Annotated in this window: 18 protein-coding genes; 9 read left to right on the forward strand and 9 right to left on the reverse strand. The window is 40.7% G+C overall.

Translation table 11 applies throughout. The features are described 5' to 3' along the window. Positions 1 to 315, reverse strand: a 315-nt coding sequence (locus tag Q0688_RS10870; RefSeq protein WP_299076014.1) for an RNA pyrophosphohydrolase, incomplete at its 3' end; no start/stop codon positions are given. Between the two features lie 102 nt (positions 316 to 417). Between Q0688_RS10870 and mutH the strand changes: the two genes are divergently transcribed. Next, on the forward strand, positions 418 to 1,101 hold the full coding sequence (gene mutH, locus Q0688_RS10875; protein WP_299076017.1) for a DNA mismatch repair endonuclease MutH: 684 nt from the start codon (positions 418 to 420) through the stop codon (positions 1,099 to 1,101). A 47-nt stretch (positions 1,102 to 1,148) separates the two neighbouring features. On the opposite strand, the gene Q0688_RS10880 is transcribed toward mutH, so the two are convergent. The 6 genes from Q0688_RS10880 to zntR all read right to left on the reverse strand — a co-directional run bounded on the left by Q0688_RS10880 (position 1,149) and on the right by zntR (position 5,376). Then, the gene (locus Q0688_RS10880) at positions 1,149 to 1,487 is read right to left on the reverse strand and encodes an FKBP-type peptidyl-prolyl cis-trans isomerase (RefSeq protein WP_299076020.1); all 339 of its coding nucleotides are present in this window, start codon (positions 1,485 to 1,487) and stop codon (positions 1,149 to 1,151) included. A gap of 152 nt (positions 1,488 to 1,639) precedes the next feature. Further along, positions 1,640 to 2,548, reverse strand: a complete 909-nt coding sequence (locus Q0688_RS10885; RefSeq protein ID WP_299076023.1) for a hypothetical protein — start codon at positions 2,546 to 2,548, stop codon at positions 1,640 to 1,642. Next, complete coding sequence (locus Q0688_RS10890) at positions 2,545 to 3,405, reverse strand: ABC transporter ATP-binding protein (protein WP_299076026.1); 861 nt, start codon at positions 3,403 to 3,405, stop codon at positions 2,545 to 2,547. The genes Q0688_RS10885 and Q0688_RS10890 overlap by 4 nt, the downstream gene beginning before the upstream one ends. Beyond that, positions 3,405 to 3,767 (reverse strand): GntR family transcriptional regulator, encoded by a 363-nt coding sequence (locus tag Q0688_RS10895; RefSeq protein ID WP_299076029.1) that lies wholly within the window; start codon positions 3,765 to 3,767, stop codon positions 3,405 to 3,407. Before Q0688_RS10895 ends, Q0688_RS10890 begins: the two co-directional genes overlap by 1 nt. A 146-nt stretch (positions 3,768 to 3,913) precedes the next feature. Further along, positions 3,914 to 4,945, reverse strand: a complete 1,032-nt coding sequence (locus Q0688_RS10900; RefSeq protein ID WP_299076032.1) for an SO_0444 family Cu/Zn efflux transporter — start codon at positions 4,943 to 4,945, stop codon at positions 3,914 to 3,916. 5 nt (positions 4,946 to 4,950) lie between these two features. Further along, on the reverse strand, positions 4,951 to 5,376 hold the full coding sequence (zntR, locus tag Q0688_RS10905; RefSeq protein WP_299076034.1) for a Zn(2+)-responsive transcriptional regulator: 426 nt from the start codon (positions 5,374 to 5,376) through the stop codon (positions 4,951 to 4,953). A gap of 158 nt (positions 5,377 to 5,534) precedes the next feature. On the opposite strand from zntR, the gene Q0688_RS10910 reads away from it, so the two are divergent. The 6 genes from Q0688_RS10910 (at position 5,535) to speA (ending at position 11,400) form a co-directional block, all read left to right on the forward strand. Beyond that, positions 5,535 to 6,377 carry an ABC transporter substrate-binding protein gene (locus Q0688_RS10910; protein WP_299076037.1) on the forward strand — a complete coding sequence of 281 codons (843 nt, stop codon included), beginning with the start codon at positions 5,535 to 5,537 and terminating at the stop codon, positions 6,375 to 6,377. 271 nt (positions 6,378 to 6,648) lie between these two features. Continuing rightward, on the forward strand, positions 6,649 to 7,086 hold the full coding sequence (locus tag Q0688_RS10915; protein WP_299076041.1) for a nucleoside deaminase: 438 nt from the start codon (positions 6,649 to 6,651) through the stop codon (positions 7,084 to 7,086). 117 nt (positions 7,087 to 7,203) lie between these two features. Beyond that, a complete protein-coding gene (locus Q0688_RS10920) occupies positions 7,204 to 7,668 on the forward strand; it encodes a hypothetical protein (RefSeq protein ID WP_299076044.1) in 465 nt (154 codons plus the stop codon). Position 7,669: 1 nt separating this feature from the next. Beyond that, on the forward strand, positions 7,670 to 7,885 hold the full coding sequence (locus Q0688_RS10925; RefSeq protein WP_299076047.1) for a helix-turn-helix transcriptional regulator: 216 nt from the start codon (positions 7,670 to 7,672) through the stop codon (positions 7,883 to 7,885). Between the two features lie 177 nt (positions 7,886 to 8,062). Beyond that, the gene (locus Q0688_RS10930; protein WP_299076050.1) at positions 8,063 to 9,403 is read left to right on the forward strand and encodes a magnesium transporter; all 1,341 of its coding nucleotides are present in this window, start codon (positions 8,063 to 8,065) and stop codon (positions 9,401 to 9,403) included. A gap of 77 nt (positions 9,404 to 9,480) precedes the next feature. After that, positions 9,481 to 11,400: a biosynthetic arginine decarboxylase gene (speA, locus tag Q0688_RS10935; protein ID WP_299076052.1), complete on the forward strand. Its 1,920-nt coding sequence runs from the start codon at positions 9,481 to 9,483 to the stop codon at positions 11,398 to 11,400. Here speA and Q0688_RS10940 read toward each other — a convergent pair. After that, positions 11,397 to 12,545, reverse strand: coding sequence for a serine hydrolase (locus tag Q0688_RS10940; protein ID WP_299076054.1), 1,149 nt, complete (start codon positions 12,543 to 12,545; stop codon positions 11,397 to 11,399). The genes speA and Q0688_RS10940 overlap by 4 nt on opposite strands. 243 nt (positions 12,546 to 12,788) lie before the next feature. Here Q0688_RS10940 and Q0688_RS10945 point away from each other — a divergent pair, with 243 nt between their 5' ends. Both Q0688_RS10945 and Q0688_RS10950 read left to right on the forward strand, forming a co-directional pair. Beyond that, entirely contained in the window at positions 12,789 to 14,132 is a 1,344-nt protein-coding gene (locus Q0688_RS10945; RefSeq protein WP_299076056.1) for a DNA-3-methyladenine glycosylase 2 family protein, read from the forward strand. Further along, positions 14,129 to 14,608, forward strand: a complete 480-nt coding sequence (locus Q0688_RS10950) for a methylated-DNA--[protein]-cysteine S-methyltransferase (protein WP_299076059.1) — start codon at positions 14,129 to 14,131, stop codon at positions 14,606 to 14,608. Before Q0688_RS10945 ends, Q0688_RS10950 begins: the two co-directional genes overlap by 4 nt. A 16-nt stretch (positions 14,609 to 14,624) precedes the next feature. Here Q0688_RS10950 and Q0688_RS10955 read toward each other — a convergent pair whose 3' ends face one another. Beyond that, positions 14,625 to 16,049 (reverse strand): sensor domain-containing diguanylate cyclase, encoded by a 1,425-nt coding sequence (locus tag Q0688_RS10955; protein ID WP_299076062.1) that lies wholly within the window; start codon positions 16,047 to 16,049, stop codon positions 14,625 to 14,627. Positions 16,050 to 16,105 lie beyond the last annotated feature (56 nt).

Below are 16,105 nucleotides of genomic sequence, written 5' to 3' on the forward strand. Positions count from 1 at the left end.
GACCAGTTGCAATAAAAACCACTTTTGCTTTTGTCCAATACAAACAGGATTACTTCCCTGCCTAATCAGTCGTTTAGGTAGTTTGTAACGCAGCCAATTTTTGGTTACTGCCAAAATTTTTACATGTTCTGGTCGTAAACCTACTTCTTCATGGAGTTCGCGATACATTGTTTGTTCGGCAGTTTCACCTTCATCGATTCCGCCTTGCGGAAACTGCCAAGAATGTTGCCCATAGCGTCGGGCCCAAAAAACTTGACCTAACTCGTTGCAAATCACTATACCAACATTGGGGCGGAATCCTTCGGCATCAATCACTTAGACTCCCGAGAACTCTTAACTTTTAATATGCTTCATTCTTCCATAAACTACTGCTCATTCAAAGAAATAAAAAATATATCGCGCAAATCAAATACGCCAATGAAAATATTTAGCATACCTAATGCCGAACCTCAATCTATCCATGAATTAATGCTAAGAGCGGAGGCTTTAGCAGGTTTAACTTTAGGTGAACTAGCAGCCATGGCGGAGGTAAAGGTGCCCATAAATTTCAAGCGAGAAAAAGGCTGGACCGGGCAACTGATTGAACATTGTTTAGGGGCCAGTGCCGGCTCTAAGACACAACAGGACTTTGCAACGTTAGGGGTTGAATTAAAAACCATTCCCATAAACGAACTAGGTAAACCTTTAGAAACGACCTACGTATGTTATGCGCCGTTGACCAATATCGCAGGTATCGAATGGCACAGCAGCAGTGTTAAAAACAAGATCCAAAAAGTGCTGTGGGTTCCAATTGATGGCAGAAGAGAAATTTCCCCGCAAAACAGGTGTATTGCCACCCCTTTTTTGTGGACCCCTAATACACTTCAAGACATGCAATTACGCAACGATTGGGAAGAATTAATGGAATTAATCGCTCTAGGCGAGGTAGAAAATATTACTGCCAAACATGGTCAATATCTGCAGTTACGCCCTAAGGCTGCTAACGGCAGCGCACTAACCCAAGGCATTGGAAAAAATGGCCAAGTTATTCAAACTCGACCAAGAGGCTTTTATTTGAAGAAAGAGTTTACCCACATCATCCTAGAAAATGCTTTTAGTTAATCCTAACTCTAGATAAGCAGCGTACAAAAAATCCCGTTTATCTCTGATTATTCCCGTGTCAGCACTTCTAACAGTTCAATTTCAAAGGTGAGATTAGCGTTAGGTGGGATCATATTACCAATTTGACGCTCGCCATAGGCTAAATGAGCCGGCACCTGTAAACGACGCTTCCCCCCTACCCTCATATCCTTTAACCCTAAGATCCAACCTTGAATAACCCTTTTGTTACTAAGTACAGTTTGAAAAGGGGTGTCCTTTTTGTAAGACGAATCAAACTCAGTGCCATCTTCTAGCCAGCCTCTATAGTGCGCCGTTATCAAGGCGCCCCGTTCGGCTTTTTTACCTGTGCCTGCTACCAAATCTTCGATTTTTAGTTGTTGTTGCATATTTATTTATTCATGGTCAATTAGAGTGAAAGTATACCTTGTAACTCGCTCAGTAGGTAAACTGCTAGGATTAGTCACTGAAAAATTTAAGGGCTCACAAAATGGTTATGAGCACTTCAAAGCTGAATGGGTCATGACTAAGGTTAGTATTATTAGCCGTGACTTCTGTTAACCCTTAACCAATAGGTAACACACATTAAGCCAACACCTATCAATGTTGCTATTGCACTCACTTTTGATGATATAAGCGAAAATACGATAAATTTAGGCGACTCAATATCGGCAAAATCATGGGGCAACATACTTTCACTAAATGAAAAATAATCGTGCAACAGAGTTGAGATAAAACGTCCATCAAGGTGCAAGTATTCTACGATAAACGATTCCACCAGTATGATGGCCACTAAGGGTAACACTGCCCATAAAAACGGTGCTTTATAAGCAAACATAGACGCCAGCATTAACCAAGCAAATACGGGAAACATCCATAACGCATAGGGCAATAAATTTAACCAAATAGCCGCTAAATTAGTGAAAATTTCGGCATTTACCCATATCCCCCACAAGGATACATCGTATCCAACCGACAATACCGTGCATGCAATTAATCCTAAAACTAGAAATACAAACACCACAAATGTGGCGGCTAACATAAATATTGCCGGTACCACTAATGCTCCAGTCATCAGTTTAACTGTTACGGTTAACGCATCAGACACCGGCAACGAGCGCCAAAAATATACCGATAAATCACGCCTTTCGTCGAATAAACAAGTAGTAAAGTAATAAAGCTGGAAAACCAAAGCTACCATAACAAACGGGATAAACACGCCCATAAGAGCCCCAAGAAAAAAGCGTGCTACGCCCTCTATATTCTCTAAATTTTCCACATTGGCTGCGCTCTCTAACACTCGAGAAAAGGGCGAATCATCTAGCAATAACAAGTTAATAAAAGGTATCGCTATTATAAATGTAGCAATGATCACAGGCACCCAAAACAAGGTTTTTTTGAACTCCCATATTTCCTTTCTAAAGCTGGTGGTGATTTGTGCATAATTCATAGCTTGGTCTCCTGTGTCATCACCCCAACAAAAATATCTGCCAAAGTTGCTGAACTAACGTTACCTAGAGTATTGAGTTTTACTGGATCAGCACTATCAAATAACATACTAGTTATGCCCATCATGCTATTTGTCATTATGGGATTTAGCGAACTAGCCTGATCCAAATGTTCATTGTCTACAGCAAGTAATTTAAACCGATTTCGCATGTCGTCTACGCTCTGAGTCAAGACAATCTGTCCTTCGCGTATAAATGCCACATCTGTCAATATATGCTCTATTTCTTCAATTTGATGGGTGGTGACTATGATGCATTTATCGTCAGCATAAAAATCTTCCAATAAATGAGTGTAGAACTGCCGGCGTGTCAAAATGTCCAAGCCAAGTGTCGGTTCATCCAATATCAATATCTTTGCATCCACGGCCAAGATGATCGCAAGGTGGAGTTGAGTAACCATACCCTTGGATAAGGTTTTAACCTTAGCGGTTGCAGGTATATTGGTTTTAGCCAAAAACATTTCGGCCTTATGTCGATCAAAATTGGGATGTACACCTTGCATATAGGTCAATACTTGATTGACTTTTATCCATTTAGGTAAAACCGCCACATCTGCAATATAGGCCACCTCTTCAAGCATTTTTTTCCTGTTTTTTCTGGGGTTGAAACCCAAAACATCCACATCGCCTTCATACATGGTTAACCCTAACAATGCCTGTAAACAGGTGGTTTTACCTGCGCCATTTGGTCCAACCACCCCTAAAATTTGCCCCGCTTTTAGAGTCAAATTAACATCTTTAAGTACCTGCTTATTTCTATAGGACTTGTACAATCCTGAAATCGATAACATGGCAGTCATTATTGAGCCTCCTTAGTTGTGCGCGGCAGCTCATCAATTGAAAGCTGTAATCGTGAAATCTTTTGCAAAATCAAAGGCCATTCGCTGCTTAAGAAAGAAGAGCGTTGTTTTATCAATATGCTCTTTGGAGCACCAAATTTTACAAATAATCCTTTGCCTCTTTGTTTTTCAACATAATGTTCATCCTGAAGCATTTGATATGCTTTAGAAATTGTCAGTGGATTGAGTTGATACTCTGCGGCCACCTTCCTAACAGAAGGCAGCGCCTCCCCTTCTTTGATGTGACCATCCAGAATGCGTGTTATCACTTGTTGATAAAGCTGAATATAAATTGGGGAGTCCCCATTCCAATTTACGGTCATTTATTACTCCAACGAATAGCTTTCCAGTAGTGTTATACATCACCAACACACCAAAAGCGATTGTTTTTCATTCGTTATTTGTAAGTATTCATGAGATTTACCTAGTTCTAAAACCAACCTGTATAATTAGAATGTTAGGATTATACCTAAGATGTAAGTTTCCATGTTGGAAACCACCTTTTCTGGAATTGAAAAGCAATCAAGCCAGCTAGCACTAAAGCACTTCCTTGATATATGCGTCCCATCATATCTGAGTGCTCGCCATGGGATAATTGTAGTTCCCAGTCAAAGTATTGAAACAAAAAGTCTAGCGCTAACCCAGCCACAACCGCGCTACACACTATTGATAGCAAATACAAACCGAGTTCGCGTTTACCGAGTTCGTTTTTAATTACCATCAAAGTAGCAATATTAGTGGCGGGCCCAGTCAACATAAATACTAAAGCGGCACCAGGTGTGATACCAGATAACAGCAGACCTACAGCAATAGGTGTGGATGCGGTAGCACAGACGTACATAGGAATAGATATCAAAACTACCACTAACATAGCCACTATTCCCTGAGCGTACTGATTTAAAAAATCTTCTGGCACTAATGTAGTAACAACAGCAGCAAAAAAAATACCAATCAAAAACCACGACATAAAGTCTCGCAGCAATTGACCATAACCAAAGACCAAGGCGGCTTTAAATTTAGCTGGTATGGAAGTGGGTGCATTGCTGGCTTTATGACAACAGCTATTGGCTGGCTGGGTTGGTTGTTCTGGTTCGGTTACCACCTCATCTTTACCAAATAACAGAACTAACATACCTGTGACTATGGCAGAACTAATAGCAGCAATGGGTCTAGCCACCGCCATAATCGGCCCCATCAATGCGTAAGTAATCCCAATAGAATCTACGCCCGTTTCAGGCGTGGCCACCAAAAAACTCGCAGTGCTAGCTTTGCTGGCACCACTTCGTCTAATACCCATAGCCACGGGAATAACTGAACATGAACACAAAGGTAAAGGTGCGCCTATAAGCGCAGCATTTACCACTGAGTTTTTACTACCGAGTGTTTTCTCGACCCAAGTCCTTGGGATCCATTGGTTTATCATGCCCGCAATAAACATTCCTAGTAGTAAAAAGGGAGCCGACTCAGTAAAAAGCAGCACAAAATTTGAGAAAAGTTCCATATAGATTAGTCCTGCTCCAAACGAGAAATAATTGAACAAAACTCAGCACTTTGTTCACCTCCACAACAAAAACTCTCTAGTTGTTGCAAGGTTGCTTGCATCAGTTTTAGCTGTGCAATTTGCTGAGTGATATTGGCTATTTTGGTACTTGTTATAAGCTTAGCTTCTGCGCAAACATGCTGGCTCTTATCATGCTTAATAGCTAATAGAGTGGCCGTTTCAGCCAAACTAAAACCGCATTCTTTACAACGCTTAATAAACATGGCGGTTGTTAAATCATCTTGAGAATAAACCCGATAATTGCTTGCGCTACGCATAGAAGCACTGAGCAAACCAGTTTTTTCATAATAACGCAATGTATGGGCGCTGATACCAGAGCGCTTGGCTAACTCGCTTATTTTCATACTTTTTAGATCTTCATTCCATTTCATATGCTGATTATAATCCTTAGAGTCACATCTAAGGTCAAGCGGTTATTTGTTCCCATTGATTTAGGACAAGTTATGCCAACAAATTATTCGTCGCCTAGTAAAATACCAATAGTAAATTACACTTAGGAAGAATTAATAACTGGCAGAAGACTATGAAAATGAACCCTTTATTTTTGATTGTGCTTTTATTTTTTGTTGTTAGTGCATGTAAACCCAACTCATCCCCCCAAGACCCTGCATCTACAAAGGTTGCAGTTGATACCAAAGAAACACTCACCAACCAAGAGAAGCAGGCGGCTAACAACTGCCAATTTGTTCTTGGATTTGACGCCTGGGAGCCATACCAATATGTGGATGTCGGCGATCGTGTTGCTGGCCTTGATATTGAATTGGTTGCAGCAGTAATTGCCGGAATGGGATGTCAATTAACATATCAGCAAGGCACCTGGGTGGACTTGCTCGCCTCTCTCAAAAAAGGTGAAGTCGATATTTTACTCGGTGCATCCAAAACAGAGGCCAGAGAGCAATTCGCCTATTTTAGCGATGCTTATCGAATGGAAGAGTTCTCCTTGTATATTCGAAAAGATGATAACACACACAGCGATTATCAAACCTTATCGGAATTTGTCGACAATGGTAGCCGCATTGGCATAGTTGAAGATTATGTCTATGGCCCAGAAATCACAGCCCTGCTAGATGATCCTGATACATCTCAGTTTTTCGTTAGCGCTATAATGGGCGAAATCAATGTGGCGAGATTACTAGATTCAGACATAGATGGATATCTTGAAGATAGCTTTGTGGGTGCTTCAATACTAAGGCGAAAAGCACTATCAAACCTCATAGTCGCTCAAGGCATCACTATACAAACCGGTAATGCTTACGTCATGTTCAGTCAAAAGAGTGTGACGCCAAAACAACTAGCAGCCTTTAATGTACAACTGAAAAATGTAAAAAACGCCACAATCTATCAAGATATTTTGGAGAAGTATTCATACTAAATGCCGACACTGTGATTTCTACACTTAAAAGACTTATTTTATTTGACCAATAAAATAAGTGCCCGAACAACAAGAGCTCTAAGCTGTACTCTTATGTTTTTCGGGTTTCACCGTTATTTTATTAGCCCCGTGCATGACATGGGTTTATGCTCAGCTTGCACATTGAAGGCACACATAAAGCCCTTGATGACATTTAGCTTTCAATATTTAAAAAAAAGCTCCAATCCAAAAATTTAAATCAATATGTACAACCACTTTTATAGGACGCGTAATGGACAAGTTCATGCAAGCAGCAATCGAAGAAGCACAACTAGGACTAAGCGAAGGCGGGATCCCCATAGGTTCTGTTATTGTGCACAACAATAAAATAATTGGTCGTGGGCACAATCGTCGGGTGCAAAATGGTAGCCCTATTTTACACGGCGAAATGGATGCTTTTGAAAATGCAGGGCGGCAATCAGCTCAGACCTACCGAGAGTCAACTATATACACCACCTTGTCGCCCTGCGCTATGTGCTCAGGTGCCATCATCTTATATGGGATCAATCGGGTAGTAGTTGGCGAGAACCAAACATTTTTAGGCGAAGAAGCCTTGCTTGAATCTAAAAGTATTGCAGTAGAAGTGTTACAAAGCCAAGAATGCATTGACTTAATGAAGCGATTTATTAAGGCTAATCCAACACTTTGGAATGAAGATATTGGTGAGTAAAGACAAAATAACAAGACTAGAGGAGTAAAATAACAAACTCAATGTTAAAAATACTATACATTGAGTAAAATTAGGTTTACTCTTCACCTTTAATTACTAAGAAGGTGATTTATGCCTATGTCCTTTCGAGAAAAAAGTATTTGGATTTCTTTACTCAGCTCTGTGGTTATTTTTGGCAACTATTTTTTTAATATCATTACATTACCAAGTCTACCTGTAGAGGTTGCGAAGTTAACAGTGCTAGGGTTTTCTATTCGAGCAATTATATTCATCATTATTGTAGAAACATTTTTTCAGGTAACCCTTGCCATATGCAATCGCAAAGAAGCAGAACTCGATGCAGATGAAAGAGATAAACTGTTCCAATATAAAAGTAATAGCGTAAGTTATTCAATATTAATTATTGGTGTATTTATGACATTAGGATTAATTGTTTTAATGGAAATAAATCCAGCAATAGTGGACCAATTTAGTGCTCTCAAAGTACCGCTTTTAACGATGCAAGTTTTACTTTTTAGCTTCATCTTTTCTGAAGTAATTCGATTTTCAACTCAACTCTATTTTTACAGAAGTAGTGAATAAATTGGCAACACTTCCAATCAAAAATAAAATCCGAGAATTGCGCTTTTTTGCTGATGAAATGACGCAACAGGAGCTTGCAGAATTAGTCGGCGTAACTCGACAGACTATTATGGCAATTGAAAAGTGTAAGTACTCACCAACTTTAGAAGTATCCTTCCGAATTGCTGAAGTGTTTGGCCAATCTCTTGAAGAGGTGTTTCAATATCAGTCGTTGTAATTCTATCCTGAAATTTAATCAAGGATGATTTGCTTTAGCCCGTAGAAAAATGCAATTTCTATACATGTAAACACAAAGATGTAATTACTCACTTCTTGTTTGAAGCAGGAAAATATTGATAAGTTAGCGTTCGCTACTTTATATTGCAATTAGCTAGTTAGATTTAAGGTCATTAAAATGGTCAGTCAAGAACAAAGAGAAAGTGCCTTTTTATGGCTACTTGAACACCTTAAAAAAGGTCAAGTGGCGGTGCCTATTATTGCCAAAGAATTCACCGCTGAAGACTGGGCTTTTGTGCTTGAAGGGCTGCCAAAAGACTTACGATTTGAACTATGGAAAACCCTTAGTGATGACAAGATGTCACCTGTATTGGCTACCATGCGAGATGATTCTCGAGAGCAACTTCTATCCTTACTTTCTAATCAAAATATAGAAGATGTTGCCCTTGCAAGTAGTACTGAAGATCTTGTAGAAATACTCGATGTGTTACCGAACCGCGTAGCAAAAGGTCTAATCAAAAAGCTCAGTGCTCAAGAATCGGACCTAATAGAAGAAGCATTAAATTACTCAGATGAACAGCTAGGACGTTACGTTAATCACGATCTTTATACAGTTAATAAAAGTGTGTCTGTTGAGAGTCTATTAGAAGCACTCAAAGCAGATGTCTTACCCGCCTATACCGATAGTATTTTAGTTGTAGATGATACAGATCATTACTTAGGTCAAGTCGATATTAATCAGCTTTTTACCAGTGCTCCTGATACAGATCTTATACAACTTGCTGAATTTTCAGACAGAGTTTTAACGGCCGACATGGAATTGTTTCAAGCGTCAGAGGCCGTAAAAAGCAGTGGCCGTTCAATGCTACCTGTTATCACAAAAGACGGACGGCTACTCGGTCGCTTTTCGGTCAAAGATGCCATCGATGTATACCAAGAATATTACGAAACTCAGTTGTCACATATGGGCCGTGTCAGTGATGAGGATCTATTTGCACCAGTATTCACTAGCTCCAGGCGCAGAGCGGTGTGGCTAGGTATTAATCTCATCACCGCTTTTGTTGCATCCATGGTCATTGGCATATTCGATGAAGTGGTGGCCGAGGTCGTGGCGTTGGCGGTACTCATGCCGATTGTAGCGAGCATGGGCGGCATTACAGGTAGCCAGACTCTAACCTTAACGATACGCGGCTTGGCAACAGGTCAATTGGCCACATCTAACCTACGAGCATTAGGGAATAAGGAGGTGTTAGTGGCTTTTTCTAATGGCCTTGTTTGGGCCTTGGTAGTTTCAGCTATTACCTCAATGTGGTTTGACAACCCATGGTTATCCGCCATTATTGCGGTGGCTTTAATTATTAATATGCTTATTGCCGCTATTTCGGGGATATGTATCCCGGTGTTACTCGATAAAATGGGGGTCGATCCTGCCATTGCTGGCTCAGTAATATTAACTACAGTGACCGATGTAGTCGGTTTCTTTGTGTTTTTAGGATCAGCATCTTTATTGCTGGTTTAGTTAATCATGCTAGCCTAGGCAAATATTGTTCATTATAATCCGCCCGTTTAAACCCTATTGACAGACTGAAAAATACCATGCCAAAAACAAAAAAATGGACCCTTGAAGACTCGGAACATATCTACCGCGTAAAGCGCTGGGGCGCCGGTTATTTTGAGATTGGTCAAAATGGAAATTTACAGGTTACTCCCGACCCATTAAATAAAGATATGCGAATTGATTTCAAAGCCGTAGTAGAAGAAATCAAGCAAGAAGGTATTCAGTTTCCTGTGGTAGTGAGATTTCACGATATTCTTCGCTCCCAAGTAGCCTTGCTCAATCAAACATTTCAACAAACCTTAAAAGATGCCGAATATCAGGGTCACTATATGGGTGTATACCCAATAAAAGTTAATCAGATGCGCGAAGTAGTTGAAGAAATAGTTGATGCCGGTGCGCCCTTTAACTATGGATTAGAAGCAGGCTCAAAAGCCGAACTATTAACCGCTATGGCGCTGAATACCAATACGGACTCTTTAACGATCCTCAATGGTTATAAAGACCAAGAGTTTATGCAGTTAGCGTTGCTAAGTCGCAAGCTAGGTCGAAAAACCATAGTGGTTATCGAGAAATTCTCAGAGCTAACATTACTGGTAAAAATTGCCAAAGAATTGGATATAGAACCTTTAATCGGTATTCGTTCCAAAATGACAGTAAAAGGCCGTGGTAAATGGGAAAGCTCAGGTGGAGACCGCGCAAAATTTGGCTTAACCATCAGCGAAATGATCAATGCCGCCCGCTACCTTGAAGAACAAGGAATGGCAGATAGCTTAAAGCTATTACACTTTCATATTGGCAGCCAGTTAACCGATATTCGTGCCGTTAAAGAATCTATTAGTGAAGGCGCAATGATTTATTCTGAATTGTACAGAATGGGCTTCAAATTAGAATACGTAGATGTGGGTGGGGGGTTAGGCATTGATTACGATGGTAGCCAATCCACCAACGATTCATCCCGTAACTACAGCATGCAAGAATATGTCTCGGATATTGTATACGGCATGAAACAAGTCTGCGATTTAGAAGAAGTTCCTCACCCTACTTTAATCAGCGAAAGTGGCCGCGCCATCACCGCACATCATAGCTGCGTAATCACCCAAGTTGTTGGTGAGATAAAGGCCCATAGTGCCGGCATAGCCACACTACCAGCAGCAGGCGAACATGTACTCGTAAGTGATATGCGTGAGCTAACCGAGATGGTAGAGCAACAAGAAAATCTCCAAGAGATATTTAACGACGCCTCGCAATTTAAAGAACAAGCATTAAGTGCCTTTAAATTGCGGGTCATATCCCTCGAAGAACTAGCCAAAATTGAAACCCTGTACTGGAAAGTCATGGAGAGTGTGCAGCTACGCCTTAAAGATGCTGAGTTTGTTCCCGAAGAAATGCAAGAATTAGATTTTGCATTATCATCCCAGTACCTCTGCAACTTCTCAGTGTTTCAATCCGCAGCCGATACTTGGGCGATTGATCAGGTTCTCCCTGTGGTACCACTCACTCGTATGAATGAAAAACCCAGTATTAACTGCTCTTTAGTGGATATTACTTGTGATAGCGATGGCAAGTTAGATCAGTTTATCAGTGAGCATGGTATTTCAAACGTGGTGCCTATGCATAAACTTAAACAAAATGAAGATTATTATTTGGGCTTGTTTTTAACAGGGGCCTATCAAGATGTGATGGGGGATATGCACAACCTATTTGGGCGTTTGAACGAAGTCCATATATTTAGCCATGACGATGATCCCCAAGACTTTTATATTGAAGAAGTAGTGAGTGGGTCTTCGGTAGAAGATGTGTTATCTATCATGCAATATCATCCCAGCTCCATGGCCAAAAGTGTGAAGAAAATGATAGATAGCCATATTTCTAAAGGCGAAATGAAACCCAGAGAAGGGGTAAAATGGACCGACTTTTATGAAAACTGCCTTAAAGGGTACACCTACCTCAAAACTTAACTAGCTGGTTTACCCGCAAGCATGGCTCTTTGTTCTAGATGTTTAAAACAACGGGCCCAAAAGTCTGGAGTAAATTCGTTAATTAAGTTGGACTCTGCGTTCATCAACATCACATAACCCACCCCAAATTCTGGAGAAAATGCGATATCGGCGCGGTAACCTTGAACCCAACCACCGTGATAATTAAGAGTATGGCCCGCAAAATCATAGATCCGCCAGCCAAGTCCATAGTGGGCATTTAACAAAAACTTACGCCACTGGCGTCGATACACTTCTTTTTTGCTTTTGGTTAGGGCAGTAGTGACTTCTGATATTAACTCATTGGAAACGATATCTGGGGTTTCTCCAAGCAATGCGCGCATCCATATCACCATATCTCGCATACTGGCGTTTACACCTGCCGCTGGCGAATATCGATAATAGTCGTCCCGTACTTTAGTGGTGCGCCAGCGGTTCTTGGAAATAGCCACATGGGGTTTCGCCCACTTGTTTGATGCTTGCAAGCCTGCCTTACCCACGCTGGCATGGGGCATTTTTAAAGGTTCGATTATGGTTTGGGTTAAGGCCTGTGAGTAAGAAGAATGATGTTGTTTAAAATACCCATCAACCACGGCAAATAGTGTATTTTGATAGGTATAACACTGGCCAGGTTTACACAATGGTTTTAAATCAGACAACATACTTAATACACGGCTTACAGAATAATTCGCTTCGATTAGGTTATCGTAAGCATTGGGGATATACCCGCTAGATTGCCCTATAACGTGTTGCAACTCTAAGTTGCCGGTTTGTCCGGTTGCACTGGCAAATTCTGGTACCAATTGCGCCACAGGCATCTGCCAGTTTAATTGATTTTGCCCCACATATTTGGCCATTAGCATAGAAGTAAAAGTTTTAGACACAGATGCCAATCTAAAAACTGTATCAATCTCAATTGGATTGCCTGATTTACTTTCTTTTCCATACGTAAATACCGACGCCGCTTTACCTTTTTCAATGTAGGCAAAGGTATAACCAGGTAGGTTCTTTTTTCGGGCTTTTCGCTGCACGTCTTTAGAGAAGCTATCCAACCATTTATCAGCCGCATTAAGATGCTGACTAAACAAACTTAAAAACAGCAACGCCCAAATAACCGCTTTAAGCATACTGAAATTGACGCTGTATAGCTTGAATGGAAAATATTGATAAAGATATGTACAAAAAAGAAATCACGGTATTCCTATTGTTAAATAAAATCTGTTAATTTTAGCTTATTCAGTTCTGTCTATTATCCTATTTGTTAGAACTTGGAACAACACCCATTATCAATGCTATCACCTCCGTTTTCGTCGCACTAATTTTAAAAAAATCGTTAGAATAGTCTTATTCATAAAGTAAAGTACCCAATAATGAACACAGACTTTCAACAAGCGCGGTTATCCAGAGATCCAAGATTTGACGGTACGTTTTTTACTGCCGTTAAGACCACCAATATTTTCTGTCGTTCAATTTGCCCTGCCAACGCCCCTCTTGAAAAAAATGTTGAATACTTTCAGTTTGCACAACAAGCTATGTCGGCAGGTTACCGTCCGTGTTTGCGTTGTCGCCCCGACAGCGCGCCCCACTCTTTTGCATGGCAAGGTGTCAACACAACAGTGCAACGTGCCATGCAACTACTAAGGCAATATCGAGAACTCAGTATCGAAGATATAGCCGTGAAGCTAGGTGTAACCAGTCGCTATTTTAGGCAACTATTTCAGCAACATTTAGGCTTAAGCCCAAAGCAATTTCAACTTTTTGACAAGGTGTTGTTTGCCAAACAATTGCTTCATCAAAGTAGTTTAACGATAGAAGATATTGCCCATGCCAGTGGTTTTTCCAGTGCTAGACGTTTACAGCATAACTTTAAAAAAGTAACAGGGTTAACCCCGCAACAAATAAAGCAGGGTCAGGGTAAACATGGGCAAATGCTAACCCTCAAACTCGCCTATCGACCACATTATAATTGGCAACATATACAAAGGTTTATGGCGCTTAGGGCAATTGCTGGGGTCGAAACCGTTACAGAAAATAGTTACGCCCGCAGCTTCGACATAGAAAATGCCAGAGGTTGGTTTAAGTTAATTCCAGTGCCAAATAAGCATCAATTTAAGGTTGAGATAACCCTTTCAAATATCGAAAAACTGACTGCAGTAATCAATAATATTGAAACAATGTTTGACCTCAACGCAGATACCCACACCATTTATACCCAACTATTAAAAAGCGGGGTTCCAGAAAACGCATTAGTAACTGGGTTACGGTTACCCGGGGTGTGGAATACGTTTGAAGCAGGATGCAGAGCCATACTCGGCCAGCAAATATCAGTCAAAGCGGCTATCGGGTTATTATCTCAACTAACTAACGAACTAGGCCAAACCGATGGGACCTATTTGTATTTTCCAACGGCGCAAGCTGTAGCTGAAAGTGATCTTAGGTTTCTAAAAATGCCAAATAGCCGCAGACAAACCTTACGGCTGCTCGCGCAACATTGCCTTGATGAGGCTCATACCTCAGTGGATCTATGGTTGAGCATAAAAGGTATAGGCCCTTGGACGGTCGCCTATGCAAAAATGCGCGGACAGTCTAATCCCGATATTTGGTTAGACAGCGATTTAGTTATCAAAAAGCAACTCGAAAAACGCCCCATAGATGCCGAACTTGCACGTCCTTGGCGGAGTTATTTAACATTACAACTTTGGAGTATGGCGTGAGCAGTAAACATCAATTTATAGAATATTTAGGATCGCAGTTTGGCACCCTAGAAATTTGTGCGGATAACAACGGCATCACCTCAATAGCTTTTGTTAGTGATAGATCAAAATTAACTAATAGTAGCTTTAACACTCAACAAGCCGCGGCGCAGTTACGAGAATATTTTGCCGGTAATAGAACCCAATTTGAATTGCAGTTAGCGCCTCAAGGCACGCCTTTTCAACAGCTTGTGTGGCAGCAACTGACCACAATTGCATACGGGCAAACCTGTAGCTATGGTGATATTGCAAAAGCTATCAACAATCCTAAAGCCGTAAGAGCAGTTGGCGCGGCAAATGGCCGTAACCCACTGACCATAGTAGTGCCTTGCCACCGCGTTATTGGTAGTAATGGTTCCTTAACAGGTTATGCGTGGGGAACCGCTATTAAAGCGGGTCTATTAGCGCTAGAGAATACCTTAACTTTGGATCATTAACCTGAGTTAGGGTTAACTACTCCGATTCAATTAATTGCTTTCTGACCATGTTTCGACCATCACGCTTTGCTGAAAATAGCGCATCATCTGCCGCCGAGATAACTTCTGACATAGTCCGTGGCGTCGCAGTATAAGAAACACCAAAACTTGCCGTCACTTGAATCGATGTGGTGCCTGTAGTGATGGTCATCGCCGCCAATTTCTCGCACAGCGTTTTACATAACTCAACCGCTTCATGAGGACCGGTATCGGGCATTAATAAGATAAATTCTTCACCACCCCAACGGCCTAATATATCCCTGCCGCGAATATCGTGTTGCAGCATTTTTGCCACCTGGCGCAAAACAATATCGCCGGCTTTTCTGCCATGAGTCTCATTTATTGGCCTAAAGTTATCGATATCAATTAGTACTAAACTCACAGACTGCTTGTCATACATCAGTTCTTCAAACTTCAAAGTGATATTACTGCGATTCGCTAGCTCGGTTAAGATGTCAATTTGCTTAATTTTTTGTATGTCTTTTTTAAAGTAATATAACAAGTTATAAATCAACAAAAACAACCCAAAAATCACCACAAGTAAGGTTACTACGCTAATAATAAAGCCTTGGCTAATTTCGGTTTGTCGAGATTGCAGGGGGGTAATAATGTACAAAGTCCAGTCAAAAGGCGCGATCTTTAATTCTGCAATAAGCGCCTCTTGACCTTTAATTTGCAATAGCAAGTTATTCAATGACCCTTGCTGCTGTTCAGGCTCTAATGATTGAAACCACGGAAGGTCGGTAAGGTTTTTGAAGGTGACCCCCTTAATGAGCAACTCAGGATCCGAAGTAAGGGTAATATTCTTGTCCTGATCCACAAATATAAAATCATAACCATAGGTCTTTTTGTATTCGTTAAACACTTGCGTAAACGCATTAAGGCTTTTACCTACACCAAATACTCCTAGAAAGTTACCCGCATCATCATAAATCTTTAAATCAATATAAAACTGAGGATTTTGCCATTGTCCAATATCCGCCATCGCAATTTCAGGTTGCGCCTTGTATCTAAAGTACCAATCAACCTTTTCTTCAGTTAGTTCAATTTTATCCCCCTGTGAATCATATTGGATGCGACTAATTTCGCTAGCGATAAAAAAATTTAAAGAAAACTCTTGGTTTAAGCGTTTTAAAGTAGCAAATATTTGCTCTTCACTATGTACAGGATCCTGCATCAAATCCTTAAGTTCTTTTGCTTTGGCCAATGTTTGGGAAATATGCAGAGGCTGCATAAGTTGCTCAACAATCAATTGCAACGCGGGAGAATGAGACTGTTGCTGTGCCCTACTTTGCTGTGCAACGATATTAGAAACGTTGATATGCACTAAAGTGACAATAGATACCACCACTACAGCAAACAAAAACAAAATACTGCTGTGTAACGTCCGAAAAATATTCACTGAAAACCCTGTCGTTATTATTATTTGGCCTGCTTTATGACTTTTAACGCCATAAC

Source organism: uncultured Paraglaciecola sp., assembly GCF_937123705.1.
In the GTDB taxonomy this organism is placed as follows: domain Bacteria; phylum Pseudomonadota; class Gammaproteobacteria; order Enterobacterales; family Alteromonadaceae; genus Paraglaciecola.